Raw genomic sequence first — 17,248 nt, forward strand, 5'->3', positions numbered from 1 at the left:
GGCCTGGGACGACTGGTGAAGATCTTGAGGTGAGTTCGATAGGACCGACTGCCGGCACGGGTGGCGAGGCGGGCGCGCCCCGGGTGAGCGCGGCCGCCGTCCAGCGTTCCGTCACCGTCGTCGCCCTGGTGTCCCTGGCCACGCTGATACCCCTGCTCGGGCCATCCGTTGTGCTGCGCGACACCGGCGAGGCCGCCGCGCCCGGGGTGGGCGGGATCGCACTGCTGCGGGCGGTGCTGTTCGCGGCGGTGAGCGTCTCGGCGGGCGAGGTCTTCGTCGCCCGCCTGGCGCGTCGGGTGCCCGGAACGCCGCGGGAGGACGCGCCGCGCAGTTGGGCCCCGGCCGCGGCCGCCGCCGGTTTCCTCGCCGCGCTCGGTCTCGCCTCGGTGGTGGCCACCGGGAACCTCGTGCCGCGCAGTCCCTCCGACATGGACATCGGTGGGCTCTACCAGTCCCGCGACGGCGCGCTCGCGCTCCTGGAGGTCAACGCGTTCGTCGTGATGGGCCTGTGCGCCCTGTCACGCCGCCCGGCCGCCCAGGTGTGGCCGCTGGCCGCGATAGCCGTCGCGGAGGCGCTGCGCGCGCATCCGACGACCGAGCAGAGCCCGCTGATCGGCTCGGGCCTGACGCTCGTTCATGTGACCTGCGCGGCCTTGTGGGCGGGCGGGCTGCTGTACGTTCTGCGCACGCTGCTCCGGTGGCGGCACACCGCTCCCGGAGAGGGCGCCGCGCTGTTGGGTCTCTACGCGCGCGTGGCGGCCGTTCTGCTCGCCGTGATCACCGCGACGGGGGTGTGCAGCACACTGCGCCGGATGCCGCCCGGCACGGTCCTGGACCAGCTGACGACGACGGCGTACGGGCGCACCCTGCTCGCGAAGGTGCTCCTGGTGGTCGCCGTCGCCGCCCTCGCGCTGTGGGCCCGCCGCCGGTTGCACCGGGCGGCCGACCCGCTCACCGCCTACTCCCCCGCGCGCGCGGAGGTCGTGGCGCTGGGCCTGGTGGTGGCGGTCTCGGCCGTGCTCACCGCGGTGCCGGTGCCGATCCGCTGGTGAGCGACAGGGCCGGCCGGTCAACGAGGACGACTCTGGTCAGCAGGTACTGCGCCGCGAGGTAGGTGAGCATGATCCAGAGGTCGGGCCGTGGAGGCTGCGGCCACTCGGCGACGCCGGTCGCGATGAGGGTGTCCGACAGCATGAACAGCGCGCCCCCGGCAGCCGCGACGGGCCCGAGCCGGGTGGCGCCGTACGCCATCGCGGTCAGCAGCAGGCTGTAAACGGCGACGGGGGCGCGCAGTCCCGCGGGGAGCCCCGGCCACAGGAGGGTGACGGTGGCGGCGAGGGCGAGGGTGTACGCGGCGGCCGTGAGGGAGTCCGCCCGCGCACGAGGAGCGGTGCGTCGAAAGGTGCGTGGAGCGGTGCTTCGAGAGGCACGTGCGGCGTCGTGTCGAGTCCGTTTCCCGACGCGCCTCGCGAAGAGCAGCAGGTAGCACACATGGCCCGCCGCGAAGGACGCCATCCCGGCGACGAAGGCCGGCTCGGCGTCGAGAAGGAGCAGGACGTCGCCGCCCCACCCGAGGAGCAGGGCGCCGACGAGGAGTCCGGGCCCGCCGCGCAGGTACGCGTGGACGGCGAGCAGGGGCATCAGCAGGGGCTTGGCCAGTGTGTGACCCGTGTCGTGGCCGATGGCCAGGGAGACCAGGTCCACGACGCTCACCAGGCCGAAGAGAACGAGCGCCACGCGCGCGTGGCGTGGGTTCACGCGGCGGGTTCCGTGACGGGTGTCTCCGGAGAGGCGGCCCGTGTCTCCGGAGAGGCGCCCCGCGCGGGGGCGGTAGCAGGTACCGCAGGCTGCCAGCCCGGCCCTGCGAACACCCGCCCGGCCCGCTCGCGCCAACTGCCCGCCGCTCTCAGGTCCCTGGCGATGGCGGCGTACTCGTGCGTGGCGACCCGGATCGGGTTGTACGTGTCGATGTTCTTGGTCAGCCCGTACACCGGCCGCTCCGTCTCCGGGACGAACGACTTGAAGAGGCGGTCCCAGACGATCAGGATCCCGCCGAAGTTACGGTCCAGATAGCCTCCCTGGGAGGCATGGTGGACCCGGTGGTGCGAGGGCGTGTTGAAGACGGACTCGAAGGCCCCCGGCAGCTTGTCGATGCGTTCGGTGTGGATCCAGAACTGGTACACGAGGTTCGCGGACGAGCAGAACGCGAGCGCCGCCGGATGGACACCGAGGGCGATGAGGGGCAGGTAGAACGGCCACACGGTCCAGGTCGTCCAGGGCTGTCGCAGCGCGGTGGTGAGGTTGAACTTCTCGCTGGAGTGGTGCACGACGTGACAGGCCCACAGGACGCGGATCACATGATGCCCACGGTGGGACCAGTAGTAGAAGAAGTCCTGCGCCAGCAACATCAGTGGCACGGTCCACCACAGGACGGGCACGCGCAGTGGTGTCAGCTCATATATGGCCGTGTAGACGGCGAGGATCGGGATCTTCCACAGGAGGTCGAAGGCGATACTGCCCAGGCCCATGCCGACACTCGTGGCGGCGTCCTTCGTCTCGTATCCCGCGGCGGACTCGTCCGGGTGGATCCGGACACTCACCATCTCCACCACGGTGAGCAGCACAAAGGCGGGTATCGACCACAGCACGACATCGGGCAGGTTCGGCATGTGTGCACCGTAGAACCGGCCGGTCCGCCCCGCCAGACGTTGTTACCCACAAGTATTACCTGCGGTACGCGCTTACTTGTTGGTGATCTCCGCCAAATCCTCCGCCAGGGGACCGCAGGACCGGCCCGTCCGGTTCGGTGAGCTGTTCCGCCGGACTCGTCACCAGACCCGTACCGAGCCTCCCCGGGCGAACGCCGGACTCGTCGCGTCCGCGGGAGGCTCCCCCAGCGGTTCGGCGATCTCCCGCGTCGTGGGGCCGACCTCGGCCGCGACAGCGTCCAGGAGGTCCAGGTCGAAGCCGTACACCCGGGCCGCGTTCCCGCCCGTCATCGCCGTGATCTCCTCGCGTGGCAGGCCCGCGTAAGCGATCCGCAGGCCTTCCCGGCTGTAGGGGTACGTGCCCTCGTCGTGCGGGTAGTCGCTGCCCCACATGATCTTGTCGAGGCCGATACGGTCCCGCAGCGGCACCTCGTGGGGGCGCATGAAGCTCGCCCCGACGAAGCAGTTGTCCCGCCACACCTGCGAGGGCCCCTTGCCCATCGAAGCGGCCAGCCCCGCGCCGAACTTGGACTCGGCGGTGGCCGCCTTCGAGGCCGCGGCCACCAGGCGGCCGTGGTAGTAGTCCAGCATGTCGAGCACCCCGGGGATCCAGCCCGAGCCCTGCTCGGTCAGCACCAGTTTCAGGCCGGGGTGACGGCGGAAGGCGCCGCCGAAGATCAGGTGCCAGAGCGCGCGGTGCGAGAACCAGGTCGTCTCCACCATGAAGACCGCCCGGGCCGCGGGCTCCTCACCGAGCGGCGGCGAGGCCGAGCCCGCGTGGTGGTTCACGGGGACGTCCAGTTCCTCGCACACCGCCCAGACGGGGTCGTACGCCGACGAGTACAGCTCGGGAAGCCCTGACCCCGGCGGTGTGCCGGGCAGCAGCAGCCCGCCCTTGAGGCCCGCCGCGACGGCCCACCTGATCTCCTTCACCGCCTCCCCGACGTCGTTCAGGAGGATCTGGAAGACGCCCGCACGGCGGCCGGGGGCAGCAGAGCAGAAGTCCGCCAGCCAGCGGTTGTGGGCGCGCAGGCCGGCCCAGCGCCGCTCGAACTCCCCGGCCGTCGGCGCCGGCGCCATCAGGGACCCGGACGGGAAGAACGGCGGGATGGTGTTGGGGAAGACGACCTCGGCGACGATCCCGTCCTGTTCCAGCTCGGCCAGGCGCCGCTCCGAGTTCCAGTTCTTGTCGGCCGTGTCGGCCACCAGGTCCTCGTACGGGTTGACGTACGTGGCGGCCCAGGCGTCGAACTCGTCGTGGAACGCCTTCGACAGGTACGGCCGGTAGTCCAGGAGGTCGGCTCCCGCGTGGCAGTCGGCCGAGATGACGGTGTAGCGCTCCGGGTGACCCGGGTGACCAGGGTGGTCTGAGCGGTCCGGGTGGTTCGGGTGGTTCGGGTGGTTCGGGTGGTTCGGACTGTCCATCAGGTCCGGGCTCACGGGGCCACCCCCAGGACCGGGAAGTCGTGGTCCGTCAGCCAGTGGCGGCCCACCTCGCGCGAGCGCGCCCAGGACGCCTCTACCGCCGTCTGGTCCTCGGACTGGCCGAGTTCGGCCGGGGTCGGGCCGATGCGGCGCGCGAGCGGAGCCAGTTTCCCGGTGTCGAAGCCGAAGACCTCCGCTGCCGCGAGGCCCAGCATCCGGCGGGTCTCCGTCACCGGGATGTCGTGGAAGGTCCGCGACAGCCACGCGCGCGTGTCGGGCCAGGTGCCCTCGGGATGCGGGAAGTCGCTGCCCCAGAGGATGTTGTCGACCCCGATCTCGTACCGCTGGGCCAGCTCGCGGCGTTTGGTGTTGGTCGCGCAGATGAACACCTGGCGGTCGAGGTACTCGTGCGGCGGGCGCCGCAGCTCCGCGAAGGGGGACAGCTTCTTGCCGCCGTGCGCGCCGAGGTAGAGCCGGTCCATGAACCAGAGCAGGTTCGGCAGCCACCAGCATCCCGACTCCGCCACGCCGAACCTGAGCCCGGGGTGCCGCTCGAAGACGCCGGACCAGAGCAGGAACCACAGGGGCCGGGCGGGCCACCAGGTCACCTCGCTCACATAGATGCCGAGGTGGTCGCCGTACTCGTGGCGCGGCGCCGCCCCGGAGTGGGTCATCACCGGCATCCCGCACTCCGCCGCCGCGGCCCACACCGGGTCGTAACGGCGGTCGTGGTAGGGCTCCTTGTCGACCCACATGGAGGGGATCATCAGGGCGCCGAGCCCCGACTCCTTGGCACGGTGGATCTCGGCGACGACGCGGTCGGTGGGTGCCGTGACGGGTAACAGGGCCACCCCGCAGTGCCGTTCGGGGTTCTCGCCGACGAACTCGGCGAGCCACCTGTTGTGCGCCTGCGCGCCGCCCATGCCCAGGTCGGGGTCGTGGTCGCCGGAGAGCCCGAGTCCCACTCCGAAGGGTGCGGCCGTCCGGCTGTCCACCGCGTCGGCGTCCGGGAAGACCACCTCGGCCGCCACGCCGTCGCCGTCCAGTTCCTTGAGGCGCTGCGCGGAGTCCCAGCCGCCGCGCAGACCTTCCTCGTTGTCGTGGAACCACTTGTCGGCGAAGGCCTCGTTGCGGATGCCGAGGCGGGTCATCTCCTCGCGGCGGCGGTCGCGTCCCGCGAGGAACTCGTCGAAGTCCCGGTGGAAACGGGCGTCCAGATAGGGCCGGTACTCCTCGGTGGGCAGCCCGGCGTGGCAGTCGGAGGAGATGATCAGATAGGGCTCTGTCGCAGAGGCCACAGCGACTCCTCAGTCCAGTCGGTCCAGTTCAGTCCAGTGAATCCAGTCAGTCCAGTCAGTCCAGGATGAAGTTCTCCAGGTACGCCGGATCGGCGCGGTCGAGCATCGACTGCGACCGCGCGCGGATCTGCGCGTCACTGTGCTCGCTCTCGGGCAGCAGCCAGAAGCGGTCCGCGCGGACGCCGTCCACGACGAGGCCCGCGACCTCCTCGACCGGCGTGAACCGCACGTCCTTCCCCGCCTTCCGCATCGCGGCCTCCCACTGGTCGAGGCTGCGGTACGGCGTCCTGCGGGGCCGCTGCTTGGCGTATCGCTGCGGCCGGTTGCGGTGCGACTCCCACAGGCCCGTACGGAGCATGTGCGGCCCGGGGAAGAGCACCGAGGCCCCCACGCGCGTGTGCTCCGCCCTCAGATGCGCGTACAGGGACTCGGTCATCGTCACGACGGCCGCCTTGGTGACGGCGTACACCGACGCGGTGGGCAGCGGCGCGATGCCACCGTCGCCGGACGAGGTGTTGACGACGTGGCCGGGTTCGCCGCCGGCCAGCATCCGCGGCACGAAGGCCTGAATGCCGTGGAAGACACCCCACACATTGACCGCGAACGCCCATTTCCAGTCGTTCGGGTCGTGCTCCCACATCCGGCCCTCGGCACCCGAACCGACCCCCGCGTTGTTGCACAGGACGTGCACGGCGCCGAACCTCTCGTACGTCTCCTCGGCAAGCGCGACGAACTCCTCGCGCTCCCCGACGTCCACCACGCGCGCGTGCACGACGGCTCCGTCCTCGCGCAGCCCGGTGGCGGCCTTCTCCAGGGCGCCCTCCTCCACGTCCGCGAGGACGACCTTCAGCCCCTCGGCCGCGAACCGCCGTGCCATGGCAAGCCCGACACCGCTCGCCGCGCCCGTGACGACGGCGACCTGTCCCTCCCGCAGATCCATCAGGCACTTCCTTCCGGAGGGCCGTCGTGGATCTGCTGCGGATCGTCGTACCGCTGGTGGATGTACGGCAACAGCGCCTGCGCGTCGACACGTTCGGCGACGGTTCCCTTCTGGTCCGTCGTCTTCTCGCCGATCGTGATACCGACGAGTTCACGGACCGGGAGGTCGGCGACGGGGTCGTACATCGACTCCCGCAGGACGACGTCACCGGTGATCCGCTCCAGCTTCCGCGCCTTCTCGTTGCGCACACAGTGCACGAGGACGGGGTCGGCGTCGAAGCCCGAACCGTCCACCGCGGGCAGGAACTTGAAGTAGAAGTCGGTCTTCCGCGTCGGCTCGGGCAGGGGCAGCGGCCCGCTCACCGCGCCGCGCACCTCCACGAACTCGATGCCGTGCCTGGCGAGCGCGGCGCGCACGACGAGGCCCTCGCGCTCGACCGTCACCTCGCCCAGCTTCTTGGGCTCGCCGAAGACCTCGCGCCCGCCGATGAGGGCGCGCTCATGCGTCATCGGCATGACCAGCGGATACCAGCCCTCGACCCCGTCGTGTGCGGCGGCGACCGCGAACGAGCCCGCGCCCAGGGGGTATCCGGGCAGGTCGACCTTGCTGATGTTCACCCGGACCAGGGGACGTCCGGTGGGTTTGAGCGGAGGCGGCAGGACCGCCGCGACCGCGTCCGGGTCGCTCTCCCAGACGGCCACCACGCCGGTGGACCAGATGTCGGGGAGCCGGGAGTTCGCGGTGCGCGCGGCGGCGGTCTCCGCCTCGGTCCGCGCGCCGTACCGTACGCGTGCCATGCCGTACCGCCCTTCGCGTCCCTGTCTTTCGTCCGTCTTTCGTCTGTCTTTCGTCTGTCAGTCCTTCGTCTGTCTGCGCTTCGCGTCTCTGTGTGTTCCAGGCGCGCAGCACAGTCGCATCGGGCGCGGCAATGGTCCATAGGCATGCAGCACAAATGCTCGGGTCCGGACTCCGGGGACAGGACTGTCAGTCGCGCCCCTTATCCTCAGTGACCATGCTCGAAGACCGTCAGACCGCACCGTCCGCCACTCCATGGCCGGCCGCGTATCCACCGGGATACGCCGTCGTCGACGTGGAGACCACCGGACTGGCCCGCGACGACCGCATAGTGTCGGCCGCGGTCTACCGGCTGGACGCGCGTGGCGAGGTCGAGGACCACTGGTACACGCTGGTCAACCCGGAGCGGGACCCGGGCCCTGTGTGGATCCACGGTCTGACGAGTGACGTGCTCGAAGGGGCGCCCCTGTTCCCGGAGATCGCCGAGGAGTTCACGGCCCGGCTCCAGGGCCGGGTGCTCGTCGCGCACAACGCGGTCTTCGACTGGTCGATGATCGCCCGGGAGTACGCGCGCGCGCAGCGCGAGGCGCCGGTCCGTCAGCGGCTGTGCACCATCGCGCTGTCCAAGGAGCTGGGCCTGCCGCTGGCCAACCACAAGCTGGAGTCGCTCGCGGCGCACTTCGGCGTCGTACAGCAGCGCGCACACCACGCGCTGGACGACGCGCGTGTGCTCGCCGAGGCGTTCCGGCCCAGCCTGCGGGCCGCCGCGCGTGACGGCGTACGGTTGCCGCTCCTCGAATGCCTGCCGCTGACGGAGTGGACGGACCGGGCGGCGCCGCGCGTCGGACGGCAGTCCAGCGGCTACTCGTCCGGCTACTCCTCCGGCGGCTACCCGTCGGGGAGTTGGCGCCCCTCACGCAAGCGGCCCGCCTGCCCGTACCCGAATCCGGGACGGTACGAACCGGGCAGGCAGCTCAAACAGGGCATGCGTATCGCGTTCTCCGGGGACACCTCGGTCGAGCGCGATCTCCTGGAGGACCGCGCCGTCGAGGCCGGTCTGCATGTCGCGACGAGCCTGTCCCGGCTGACCAGCCTGCTCGTCACGAACGACCCGGACTCCGGTACGTCCAAAGTGGTCAAGGCGCGCCAGTTCGGCACCCCGGTCGTCGACGAGGCGGCGTTCGGGCAGCTCCTCGGGAACGTGGAACCGGCAGCGGAACCGGCAGCCGAGAAGTGACCGTACGGACGGCGGAGAGGTGACCGTGCGGACGGGTGATTGCCGCGCGACTCGCCCGGCGCCGCCTCGCCCGGACCGCGGCGACGGCCCACCCTGTGGCGCATGGCGACATGTGAAGTCTGCGGCAACAGCTACGGAATGACCTTCGAGGTTCACGCGCAGGGAGCGGTGCACGTCTTCGACTGCTTCTCCTGCGCGATCCAGCGGATGACACCCCTGTGCGAGCACTGCAGCGTCCAGATCATCGGGCAGGGCGTCGAGGTCGAGGGGCACTGGTACTGCGGCGCCCACTGCTCCCGGGCGGAGGGAAAGGTGGGGATCATCGACAGGGTGTGACCCGGTACCCGATCGAACGCACCCCACGACCCGGTTGTACGGTCGTGGGGTGTACCGCTTCCTGTTGTCCCGGCAGTGGGTGATCCTCACCCTCATCATGCTCGCGCTCATCCCGACGATGATCGAGCTGGGCTTCTGGCAGTTGCACCGGCACGAGCACAAGGTCGCGCTGAACCAGGTGATCTCCGACTCGCTGGCCGCGAAACCGGCCCCCGCCGAGTCGCTCACCGCGCCGGGCCGGACGGTCGCGCACAAGGACCTGTACCGCCGGGTGACCGCGAAGGGCACCTTCGACACCGCCGACGAGGTCGTGGTCCGCCGCCGCACCAACTCCGACGAGGAGGTCGGCTTCCACGTACTGACACCGTTCGTCCTGGACGACGGCCGGGTCCTCATGGTCAACCGCGGCTGGATCCCCGCGGACGGCGCGCAGACCGAGTTCCCGAGGATTCCCGCGCCCTCGAAGGGCGAGACCACCGTCACCGGCCGGCTGATGGCCGACGAGACGACCGCCGACAGCGGCATCAAGGACGTACGCGGTCTTCCCGACCGCATGGTCATGCTGATCAACAGCGAGCAGCAGTCGGAGTCCCTCGGCAAACAGGTCCTCGGCGGCTACGTCGCGCTGACCGCGCCGGAGCCGAAGGGCGACAGCCCCGAACTGATCGCGGAGCCCGACCACAGCGGCATCGGCCCCCACATGGCGTACGCGGTCCAGTGGTGGCTCTTCGCCGCGGGCGTCCCCGTGGGCTATGTGGTTCTGGTCCGCCGCGAGCGCCGGGACCGCCTGGAGGCCGCCGAGGCCGAGTCCACACCGGCGGCCGAGCCCGCCGTCGTCTGACCGCCGTCGTCTGACCGCCGGCGTCAGACCGTCGGCGTCAGAACCCGGACACGCCGTGCCCCGGGATTGATCACCCGATGCCCCGGGAACCCGGCACACGTGCACCCTTCCATCGAGGACTACGCGCTCATCGGCGATCACCAGACCGCCGCCCTGGTCGGGCGGGACGGATCGATCGACTGGCTCTGTCTGCCCCGGTTCGACTCGGCGGCCTGCTTCGCGAAACTGCTGGGGGACGACGACAACGGACACTGGCGGATGGCGCCAAAAGGATCGGACACCTGCACACGCCGGGCGTACCGGCCGGACACGCTCGTGCTCGACACCGAGTGGGACACCGAGGAGGGCTCGGTACGCGTCACCGACCTGATGCCGCAGCGCGACCGCGCACCCGATGTCGTCCGGATCGTCGAGGGCCTCAGGGGCCGGGTGACCGTGCGCAGCACACTGCGGCTGCGCTTCGACTACGGCTCGGTCGTCCCGTGGGTCCGCAGGTCGGACGGCCACCGGGTGGCCGTGGCGGGGCCGGACTCGGTGTGGCTGCGCAGCGAACCCGAGGTGCACACCTGGGGCGAGGACTTCGGTACGCACGCGGAGTTCACGGTCGCCGAGGGCGAGCAGGTCGCCTTCGTCCTGACCTGGCATCCCTCGCACGAGCCGCGCCCCGCCCTCGTCGACCCGCACGAGGCGCTGGCGCACAGCGTCGCCGACTGGCAGGCGTGGGCGGCCCGCTGCCGCTACGACGGGCCGCACCGCGACGCGGTCGTCCGCTCCCTGATCACCCTCAAGGCCCTCACGTACGCGCCGAGCGGCGGCATCGTCGCCGCCCCCACGACCTCGTTGCCCGAGGAGATCGGCGGGGTGCGCAACTGGGACTACCGCTACTGCTGGCTGCGCGACTCCACTCTCACGCTGGGCGCGCTGCTCGCGTGCGGCTACCAGGAGGAGGCGGAGGCCTGGCGCAACTGGCTGCTGCGCGCGGTCGCGGGGGATCCGGCGGACCTGCAGATCATGTACGGCCTGGCGGGCGAGCGGCGCATCACCGAGTACGAACTGGCGTGGCTGCCCGGCTTCCGCGGCTCGGCGCCGGTGCGGATCGGCAACGACGCCGTACGGCAGCTGCAGCTCGACGTGTACGGCGAGGTGATCGACTCGCTCACGCTGGCACAGCACGCGGGGCTGCCGGTCGAACCGGACATGTGGCGGCTGCACCAGGCGTTGATGGACTTCCTGCACTCGGCGTGGCGCAAGCCCGACGAGGGACTGTGGGAGGTGCGCGGGCCGCGCCGGCACTTCGTGCACTCGAAGGTGATGGCCTGGGTGGCCGCCGACCGCACCGTGCGCACCCTGGAGGAGAACCCCGGGCTGGACGGCGACGTGGACAAGTGGCGCGCGATGCGCGACGAGGTGCACCGCGAGGTGTGTGAGCGCGGCTACGACCCGGAGCGGAACACGTTCACGCAGTCCTACGGCTCCCGTGAACTGGACGCCGCGCTGCTGCTCATCCCCCGCCTCGGCTTTCTGCCGCCGGACGATCCACGGGTGGTCGGCACGGTCGACGCGGTGCGCGCGGAACTCGCCCGCGACGGCTTCGTACACCGCTACGACGCGGAGCCGCCCCGCTCGGACCAGCAGGCGGCGAAGCCGCACGGTTCGGGCCGGTACGGAGCGAAGCCGCACGGCTCGGACGTGGGCGGCTCGGGCCTGAAGGACGTCGACGGGCTGCCGGGCGGTGAGGGCTCGTTCCTCGTCTGCTCGTTCTGGCTCGCGGACGCGCTGCATCTGACGGGCCGTACGAAGGAAGCCCTCGACCTGTTCGAGCGGCTGATCGCGCTCCGCAACGACGTGGGGCTGCTGGCCGAGGAGTACGACCCCGTGGCCGGACACCAGCTCGGCAACTTTCCGCAGGCGTTCAGCCACATCGGTCTGGTGGGCACCGCCCTTGCCCTGTTCGGCGACGAGGGGAAAGCTGGGGTACCCGATCCGGACGAGGCAGGAGACGAGGCAGGATAGGGGCCATGGATCTTGGACTGAAGGACCGCGTCTACGTCGTCACCGGAGCAACGCGCGGCCTGGGCCACGCCTCCGCGCGTGAACTCGTCGCCGACGGCGCGAAGGTGATCATTACCGGGCGCGACGAGAAGACGGTGGGCGAGGCCGCCACCGCGCTCGGCCCGAACGCGCACGGCGTGGCCGTGGACAACGCCGACGCCACGGCCCCGCAGAGCCTGATCGCGGCCGCCCGTGAGCGCTTCGGCGGCTTCGACGGCATCCTCATCAGCGTCGGCGGCCCGACGCCCGGCTTCGTCGCCGACAACACGGACGAGCAGTGGCAGTCGGCGTTCGACTCCGTCTTCCTCGGCGCGGTCAGGCTGGCCCGCGCGGCCGCCGCCGAGCTGGGCGAGGGCGGGGTCATCGGCTTCGTGCTCTCCGGCTCGGTGCACGAACCGATTCCGGGCCTGACCATCTCCAACGGTCTGCGTCCCGGGCTCGCCGGGTTCGCCAAGTCCCTCTCCGACGAACTCGGCCCGCGGGGCATCCGTGTGGTCGGCGTGCTCCCGGCCCGGATCGACACCGATCGCGTACGTGAGCTGGACGGGTACTCCGCCGACCCGGCTGCCGCGCGGGCGGCCAACGAGGCGCGGATTCCGCTGCGGCGGTACGGGACGCCGGAGGAGTTCGGCCGGACGGCCGCGTTCCTGTTGTCGCCCGCGGCGTCTTATCTGACCGGCATCATGGTGCCGGTCGACGGGGGTGCACGGCACGGGTTCTGAACCCGGGGTTCGTCGTGCGGACTGCTCTGAGAGCGGGCCCTGAAAACGGGCGCGTCCTCAGGTGACCCTTTCCGGGCCGTGTTTCGCTCCGCGCAGGCGCACCTCCGCCGGGAGGGAGGTGAGGCCGGCCGAGTCCCTCGCGTGGGCGAGTGACTGCGTCGTCAGCCGGTGCAGGGTCTCCCCTGGGCCGGCGTGCGGCTCCAGCAGCAGCCAGACCCGCGCCTCGGGGGCACTGCGACGCCCGGCGAGCGACACCCGCGCCCCTCGCACCCCGTCCAACGCGCCCGCCTCACCGGCCAGTACGTCCTCCATGGCCCGCCCCCGCAGCAGCGCGCCCTCGCCGTCGCCGGTGTCGACGAGCACCTCGGCGAGCCGGCGCCGCCGCAGCACCGCCGTCAGCCACCACAGGGCGAGCAGCACGGCCACGGCCAGCACGGCGATGACGGTCGGCCACCACCAGCCCTCGTCCCGCCACCGCGCCCGGTCGGCGTCGCTCAGCAGCACGTCGTGCCGCCCGTCGTGGATCCACCACGAGGGCGGGTTCACACCGAGGCCGACAGCGAGCACGGAGCCGCCGAGCACGACCAGGAGCAGACCCGCGAAACCCAGCAGGACCCGGTTCACGATCCTCAGCACGCCTTTCACCCCTTTCATCCCACTCGCCCCTTCCGGCCAGGCCGGACGACATGTACCGACAGCCCGGGACGCCGGGCGAGGCCGAGTCCCCTGACGCCGTCGGCGAGCGTGGCGTCCAGGTCGGCGCGTACGTCGTCGAGTTCACGGAAGTGCGCGACCGCACGGACGTCGGCCTTCCCGCGCCCCATGCGGACCCGGACCGATCGCACGCCGGACACCTCCATGGCCCGGTCGCGCAGGACCATGGCGGCGGCGTCCCGGTGCAGTCCGGCCCGTACGTCGGGGTGGGCGCGCCGCATCGGCAGGACGTCGCGCAGTCCTGGGGTCGCGGCGAGGACGAGCAGCCAGAGGCCCAGGGCCGTCGCGACGCCGGCGCCGACGAGCACCCAGGTGTCGTCGAGGGGCCGTTCGGCGAGTTCACGGGCCAGGGACCTGCGCCAGTGCATGGCGGGCCGGTCGGCGCGGACGGCGGCGACGTCGTACAGCAGGAGTCCCGCGGTGGCCAGGACCAGCAGCGCGAGGATTCCCGCGGGGACCCGCCGGGCCGACCAGAACCGGCCGCTGCCGTCCTCGGCGTCGTCGAGGGTGGGCAGAGGTGTGTACTCCGCCGCGGAGGCGGACTGGCCCAGTTCGCTCTCGGCGGCCTTCTCGATGACGGGCAGGTGTTGGGTGCTCTCCAAGCCCTGGGGCTCGCTCATCGCGTCCTTCCCTGTACCGCGCCGCGCGTCCGTACGGAGTGCAGTCGCTCCACCTGGACGGCGACCTCGGGTACTTTCATTCCCGCCAACACCTCTACCCGCTGGGTGACTTGGTGACGCACGGCACCGCACCGGCCGCCGATGTCGCAGGGGTAGTCGAGTTCGAGGCTGATCCGGACGCGGGCGAGGTCGTGGTGTACGACGACCGTGGCGTGCGGGGGCACCGCGTCGGGGGGCAGCGCGTCGAGCGCCTCGCGCGCCGCCTGCGCGGCGATCTTCGCGACGACCCGGTCGGCGATCCTGGTGGCGCCGCGCTCGCCCGGCGCGACGGCACGGCCGGGGCTGCCGGGCCGGACGCCGGCCCCGGCGGACCCGACGAGCTCACCGGACTCCCCGGACTCACGGGGCTCCCCGGACTCGCTGGACTCCCCGGGCTCTCCGGGCTCATGGGCCGTGGCGGACTCACCGGACACGCGCGTCACCGCCGGCGGTCGTCGCGGGTACCGCGGGAGCGGAAAAAGTCCCCGGGATCCAGGTCCCCTTCCAGGAAGCGGCCCACGACGAAGCCGATGGCGCCCAGCGCCGCCACCAGGAGGAAGGCACCGAACCCGCCGAAGTACCCGGCGAATCCCAGCGCCATTCCGGCGATCATGCCGATCACGGCCATGCTCATGGTGCGCTCCTCAGCAGGTCACTCGACCAGTCACTCAACCCGTCACACGGCAGACCACTCAGCAGGTCACCCGACAGGCGCCTGGTGGGCCATCGGTGCGGCGTCACTGGAGGCGGCTCTCCGGTTCCTCGTCCTCTTCGTCCGGCAGCTTGACATCGCTGACCGCGATGTTGACCTCGACGACCTCAAGGCCTGTCATGCGCTCGACGGCCGCGATGACGTTCTCCCGTACGTCACGGGCGACGTCGGCGATGGACACGCCGTAGTCGACGACGATCTCCAGGTCGAGCGCGGTCTGGACCTCACCGACCTCGGCCTTGACGCCACGGGTGACGGATTTCGAGCCGCCGCCCGGTACCCGGTCGCGTACTGCGCCGAACGTGCGCGAGATCCCGCTGCCCATGGCGTGCACGCCGAGGACGTCGCGGGCGGCGAGTCCGGCGATCTTCTCGACGACTCCGTCGGCGATGGTGGTGCGTCCCCGGGTCGACGGATCGCCACCGCCTCGTTTGGCCGCGCCGGTCCTTTTGTGCAACTGGTCCGGCTGCTCGGCCCCGGGGCTCTCCGGCCGCTTCTGCTGAGTCATGTCGCTCATCGCGGTGCATCCCTTTCGGTAGGCCTCTTCGTCCACATTAAGTGCGGTTACCGGGTCGCGCGCCGGGGATGCGGCAGGCTGGAGCAATGACGGCGGACCGATGGACGCAGGAAATTCGACAACAGCTCGGCCTCGGCAGACTGCTGCCCCTGGGCGGACCGGGCGACGGCGCATGGATCACGGAGGCGGCGGTCGCCTCGGTGCTACGCCGTGCGGTACGTCGGGTGCCGGGCGTACGCCTCGGTTCCCTGCGGCTGGCTCTCATCGACCCGGACGCCGCGTCCGAGCCCGCCGTACCCCCACCGCCGAGCGCGCTGCCACCGGGCCCGCTGCGCGTCACCGCGGAGTTCACAGCGACGCTCACACCGGACGCCCCCCTTCCCGCGACCGCGTCCCGCCTGCGCACTGTCCTCGCCTCGACGGCGACGGAGCGGCTGGGGCTGACGGTCACGGAAGTGGACCTACGGGTGACGGGGCTGCTGGAGGACGGTGCGGACGCTCCCGAGCCGGCCGAACCCGACGCCGTACGCCCTGACGAGCGGCGGCCCTCGTCACACCCTGACGAGCGGCGGCCCTCGTCCGGCACGGACGAGTCCCGCGTGGCGGCCGCCGCCCTTTCCGTCCCGGGTGTGACAGCCCTGAGCCGCACGGCACAGGTCGAGGAGCGCCACAGCGACGCGGCTCTTCCCCGCCGCCACGTCCGCGTGGAGATCAGGGTCGACACGGCCGAGCGCACGCTGGACGTGGCCAGGGCCGTCCGGGCGAACATCACGCAGTCGCTTCCCGACCGCCCGTCGGCAGCGGTACTGGTAACAGCGGTAGCTCCGGTGACCCCGGCCCTCTAGAGACGCGAGGGCCCTTCAGCCGGATCAGTCGGAAAGCCCCGCAAGATCCCGCAACCGCCGCCCCTGAGCGCCCCGCTCGGCAACCCGCTGCTCCTCGTACGTACGATCCACCGCACCCTGGAGCAGAACCTTCGTCTCGACGAGGGCGTCCCGCGGCGCGGCCAGCAGCGCCGCGGCCAGCTCGCCCACCGTGTCGTCGAGCTGATCGACGGGCACGGCAATATTGGCGAGCCCGCTCCGCTGTGCCTCCTCGGCCTGCACGAACCGCCCCGTCGCACAGATCTCCAGCGCGCGGGCATAGCCGACGAGCCCCACGAGCGGATGCGTGCCCGTGAGGTCCGGAACGAGCCCCAGACCGGTCTCGCGCATGGCGAACTGGACGTCGTCCGCGACGACGCGCAGGTCACAGGCGAGCGCGAGCTGGAAGCCCGCCCCGATGGCATGCCCCTGCACGGCGGCGATGGACACGATGTCGCTCCGTCGCCACCAGGTGAAACCGCCCTGGTACTCGGCGATGGCCGCGTCCAGTTCGGCGTCGGAACCGCGCGCGAGATCGATGAAGGACGGCTCGCCGTCGAACCCCTCGGGCGTGAACGCCTGCCGGTCGAGCCCCGCGGAGAAGGACTTGCCTTCGGCGCGCAGCACCACCACGCGGACGGTGCCTGGCAGCAGCCGGCCCGCCTCGGCCAGCGCCCGCCACAGAGCGGGGCTCTGCGCGTTGCGCTTGGCCGGGTTGGTGAGCGTCACCGTGGCGATCGCGTCGTCGACGGTGAGCCGTACGCCGTCCTTGTCGAGCAGCGGGTCGAACGAAGCCATGGGCACGCCTCCGATGGGTGCGGTCAGAGAGGGTGCCATGGAAGAGCACCCTTAAGTGACTGCACAGTAACCACCCGGCTGGTCAAAGAACCGACCGGGTGGCCACCATCGAGAACGAGTAGCCGCCCGGCTTCAGCCCGACGCGGCCTTCTTGCCCCGCGTCGCTCCGCCACGCCCTCGAAGCGTGACACCCGACTCACTGAGCATCCGGTGCACGAAGCCATACGAGCGGCCGGTCTCCTCGGCCAGTGCTCGAATGCTCGCACCGGAGTCGTACTTCTTCTTCAGGTCTGCCGCGAGCTTGTCGCGCGCGGCGCCGGTTACCCGGCTGCCCTTCTTCAGAGTCTCGGCCACCCGTGCCTCCTCAGCGGAAGTGCGCTCTGGACTTCTCATGATCACCCCTCAAGAGCGTCCTGGCCACCCATTCGGCAAGGTCGGTAGGACGAGCTTGTGCCGCGGAACCCCGTCACCACGAGCGGAATCCCACATTCCATCCGCCGTCCGTCCGCACCGCCGAGCGAGATCGCGGACGAAGGGCCAGGTCAGCGACGCGCGACGGCCGGGCCTTCGGGGACGAAGGGCCCGGCCGCGAAATGCATGTAGGACACACCTCGGTACGAGGAGATCTCAC

Annotated in this window: 20 protein-coding genes; 7 read left to right on the forward strand and 13 right to left on the reverse strand. The window is 71.2% G+C overall.

Going from position 1 to position 17,248, the window contains the following annotated elements; translation table 11 throughout:
- Nucleotides 1-83: 83 nt before the first annotated feature.
- A complete protein-coding gene (locus AB0D14_RS32190) occupies nucleotides 84-1,052 on the forward strand; it encodes a CopD family protein (protein WP_362786266.1) in 969 nt (322 codons plus the stop codon).
- Here the strand turns inward: AB0D14_RS32190 and AB0D14_RS32195 are convergent.
- The 6 genes from AB0D14_RS32195 to AB0D14_RS32220 all read right to left on the reverse strand — a co-directional run bounded on the left by AB0D14_RS32195 (nucleotide 1,021) and on the right by AB0D14_RS32220 (nucleotide 7,168).
- On the reverse strand, nucleotides 1,021-1,758 hold the full coding sequence (locus AB0D14_RS32195) for a lysoplasmalogenase (RefSeq protein WP_362786184.1): 738 nt from the start codon (nucleotides 1,756-1,758) through the stop codon (nucleotides 1,021-1,023). The two genes, AB0D14_RS32190 and AB0D14_RS32195, sit on opposite strands and share 32 nt — an antisense overlap.
- Nucleotides 1,755-2,669 carry a sterol desaturase family protein gene (locus tag AB0D14_RS32200; RefSeq protein ID WP_362786186.1) on the reverse strand — a complete coding sequence of 305 codons (915 nt, stop codon included), beginning with the start codon at nucleotides 2,667-2,669 and terminating at the stop codon, nucleotides 1,755-1,757. Before AB0D14_RS32200 ends, AB0D14_RS32195 begins: the two co-directional genes overlap by 4 nt.
- Before the next feature lie 159 nt (nucleotides 2,670-2,828).
- A complete protein-coding gene (locus tag AB0D14_RS32205) occupies nucleotides 2,829-4,148 on the reverse strand; it encodes an amidohydrolase family protein (RefSeq protein WP_362786188.1) in 1,320 nt (439 codons plus the stop codon).
- Complete coding sequence (locus AB0D14_RS32210; RefSeq protein ID WP_362786190.1) at nucleotides 4,145-5,431, reverse strand: amidohydrolase family protein; 1,287 nt, start codon at nucleotides 5,429-5,431, stop codon at nucleotides 4,145-4,147. Before AB0D14_RS32210 ends, AB0D14_RS32205 begins: the two co-directional genes overlap by 4 nt.
- 55 nt (nucleotides 5,432-5,486) lie before the next feature.
- Entirely contained in the window at nucleotides 5,487-6,371 is an 885-nt protein-coding gene (locus tag AB0D14_RS32215; protein ID WP_362786192.1) for an SDR family NAD(P)-dependent oxidoreductase, read from the reverse strand.
- On the reverse strand, nucleotides 6,371-7,168 hold the full coding sequence (locus AB0D14_RS32220) for an acetoacetate decarboxylase family protein (protein ID WP_362786194.1): 798 nt from the start codon (nucleotides 7,166-7,168) through the stop codon (nucleotides 6,371-6,373). The genes AB0D14_RS32215 and AB0D14_RS32220 overlap by 1 nt, the downstream gene beginning before the upstream one ends.
- 215 nt (nucleotides 7,169-7,383) lie before the next feature.
- Between AB0D14_RS32220 and AB0D14_RS32225 the strand changes: the two genes are divergently transcribed.
- The 5 genes from AB0D14_RS32225 to AB0D14_RS32245 all read left to right on the forward strand — a co-directional run bounded on the left by AB0D14_RS32225 (nucleotide 7,384) and on the right by AB0D14_RS32245 (nucleotide 12,354).
- Entirely contained in the window at nucleotides 7,384-8,403 is a 1,020-nt protein-coding gene (locus AB0D14_RS32225) for a DEDDh family exonuclease (protein ID WP_362786196.1), read from the forward strand.
- A 102-nt stretch (nucleotides 8,404-8,505) separates the two neighbouring features.
- Nucleotides 8,506-8,739 carry a hypothetical protein gene (locus tag AB0D14_RS32230; protein ID WP_362786197.1) on the forward strand — a complete coding sequence of 78 codons (234 nt, stop codon included), beginning with the start codon at nucleotides 8,506-8,508 and terminating at the stop codon, nucleotides 8,737-8,739.
- A 49-nt stretch (nucleotides 8,740-8,788) separates the two neighbouring features.
- The gene (locus AB0D14_RS32235; protein ID WP_362786199.1) at nucleotides 8,789-9,580 is read left to right on the forward strand and encodes an SURF1 family protein; all 792 of its coding nucleotides are present in this window, start codon (nucleotides 8,789-8,791) and stop codon (nucleotides 9,578-9,580) included.
- A 99-nt stretch (nucleotides 9,581-9,679) separates the two neighbouring features.
- On the forward strand, nucleotides 9,680-11,593 hold the full coding sequence (locus AB0D14_RS32240; RefSeq protein WP_362786201.1) for a glycoside hydrolase family 15 protein: 1,914 nt from the start codon (nucleotides 9,680-9,682) through the stop codon (nucleotides 11,591-11,593).
- 5 nt (nucleotides 11,594-11,598) lie between these two features.
- Nucleotides 11,599-12,354, forward strand: a complete 756-nt coding sequence (locus tag AB0D14_RS32245) for an SDR family oxidoreductase (RefSeq protein ID WP_362786203.1) — start codon at nucleotides 11,599-11,601, stop codon at nucleotides 12,352-12,354.
- 57 nt (nucleotides 12,355-12,411) lie between these two features.
- Here the strand turns inward: AB0D14_RS32245 and amaP are convergent, their stop codons facing one another.
- From amaP to AB0D14_RS32270, 5 genes are all read right to left on the reverse strand, one after another.
- Nucleotides 12,412-13,008, reverse strand: coding sequence for an alkaline shock response membrane anchor protein AmaP (gene amaP, locus AB0D14_RS32250; RefSeq protein ID WP_362786204.1), 597 nt, complete (start codon nucleotides 13,006-13,008; stop codon nucleotides 12,412-12,414).
- Complete coding sequence (locus tag AB0D14_RS32255) at nucleotides 13,005-13,688, reverse strand: DUF6286 domain-containing protein (protein ID WP_362786205.1); 684 nt, start codon at nucleotides 13,686-13,688, stop codon at nucleotides 13,005-13,007. Before AB0D14_RS32255 ends, amaP begins: the two co-directional genes overlap by 4 nt.
- A complete protein-coding gene (locus AB0D14_RS32260; protein WP_362786268.1) occupies nucleotides 13,685-13,987 on the reverse strand; it encodes a hypothetical protein in 303 nt (100 codons plus the stop codon). The genes AB0D14_RS32255 and AB0D14_RS32260 overlap by 4 nt, the downstream gene beginning before the upstream one ends.
- A gap of 179 nt (nucleotides 13,988-14,166) precedes the next feature.
- Nucleotides 14,167-14,361 carry a hypothetical protein gene (locus AB0D14_RS32265; RefSeq protein WP_107017754.1) on the reverse strand — a complete coding sequence of 65 codons (195 nt, stop codon included), beginning with the start codon at nucleotides 14,359-14,361 and terminating at the stop codon, nucleotides 14,167-14,169.
- A gap of 103 nt (nucleotides 14,362-14,464) precedes the next feature.
- Complete coding sequence (locus AB0D14_RS32270; RefSeq protein ID WP_362786207.1) at nucleotides 14,465-14,956, reverse strand: Asp23/Gls24 family envelope stress response protein; 492 nt, start codon at nucleotides 14,954-14,956, stop codon at nucleotides 14,465-14,467.
- An 86-nt stretch (nucleotides 14,957-15,042) separates the two neighbouring features.
- Here AB0D14_RS32270 and AB0D14_RS32275 point away from each other — a divergent pair, with 86 nt between their 5' ends.
- Nucleotides 15,043-15,801 (forward strand): nucleopolyhedrovirus P10 family protein, encoded by a 759-nt coding sequence (locus AB0D14_RS32275; RefSeq protein ID WP_362786209.1) that lies wholly within the window; start codon nucleotides 15,043-15,045, stop codon nucleotides 15,799-15,801.
- A 24-nt stretch (nucleotides 15,802-15,825) separates the two neighbouring features.
- Here AB0D14_RS32275 and AB0D14_RS32280 read toward each other — a convergent pair whose 3' ends face one another.
- Both AB0D14_RS32280 and AB0D14_RS32285 read right to left on the reverse strand, forming a co-directional pair.
- The gene (locus AB0D14_RS32280; protein WP_362786269.1) at nucleotides 15,826-16,617 is read right to left on the reverse strand and encodes an enoyl-CoA hydratase/isomerase family protein; all 792 of its coding nucleotides are present in this window, start codon (nucleotides 16,615-16,617) and stop codon (nucleotides 15,826-15,828) included.
- Nucleotides 16,618-16,749: 132 nt separating this feature from the next.
- Nucleotides 16,750-16,971 (reverse strand): helix-turn-helix domain-containing protein, encoded by a 222-nt coding sequence (locus tag AB0D14_RS32285; RefSeq protein WP_362786211.1) that lies wholly within the window; start codon nucleotides 16,969-16,971, stop codon nucleotides 16,750-16,752.
- Between the last annotated feature and the right edge of the window lie 277 nt (nucleotides 16,972-17,248).

It is taken from the genome of Streptomyces sp. NPDC048484, assembly GCF_040651415.1.
Taxonomy (GTDB): domain Bacteria; phylum Actinomycetota; class Actinomycetes; order Streptomycetales; family Streptomycetaceae; genus Streptomyces.

Bases quoted from the DNA above. Each gene is read 5' to 3' on its own strand.
- AB0D14_RS32200 (WP_362786186.1), bottom strand. From the start codon at position 2,669: ATGCCGAACCTGCCCGATGTCGTGCTGTGGTCGATACCCGCCTTTGTG.
- AB0D14_RS32230 (WP_362786197.1), top strand. From the start codon at position 8,506: ATGGCGACATGTGAAGTCTGCGGCAACAGCTACGGAATGACCTTCGAG.
- AB0D14_RS32225 (WP_362786196.1), top strand. From the start codon at position 7,384: ATGCTCGAAGACCGTCAGACCGCACCGTCCGCCACTCCATGGCCGGCC.
- AB0D14_RS32215 (WP_362786192.1), bottom strand. From the start codon at position 6,371: ATGGATCTGCGGGAGGGACAGGTCGCCGTCGTCACGGGCGCGGCGAGC.
- AB0D14_RS32270 (WP_362786207.1), bottom strand. From the start codon at position 14,956: ATGAGCGACATGACTCAGCAGAAGCGGCCGGAGAGCCCCGGGGCCGAG.
- AB0D14_RS32220 (WP_362786194.1), bottom strand. From the start codon at position 7,168: ATGGCACGCGTACGGTACGGCGCGCGGACCGAGGCGGAGACCGCCGCC.
- AB0D14_RS32245 (WP_362786203.1), top strand. From the start codon at position 11,599: ATGGATCTTGGACTGAAGGACCGCGTCTACGTCGTCACCGGAGCAACG.
- AB0D14_RS32265 (WP_107017754.1), bottom strand. From the start codon at position 14,361: ATGAGCATGGCCGTGATCGGCATGATCGCCGGAATGGCGCTGGGATTC.
- amaP (WP_362786204.1), bottom strand. From the start codon at position 13,008: ATGAAAGGGGTGAAAGGCGTGCTGAGGATCGTGAACCGGGTCCTGCTG.
- AB0D14_RS32280 (WP_362786269.1), bottom strand. From the start codon at position 16,617: ATGGCTTCGTTCGACCCGCTGCTCGACAAGGACGGCGTACGGCTCACC.
- AB0D14_RS32275 (WP_362786209.1), top strand. From the start codon at position 15,043: ATGACGGCGGACCGATGGACGCAGGAAATTCGACAACAGCTCGGCCTC.
- AB0D14_RS32255 (WP_362786205.1), bottom strand. From the start codon at position 13,688: ATGAGCGAGCCCCAGGGCTTGGAGAGCACCCAACACCTGCCCGTCATC.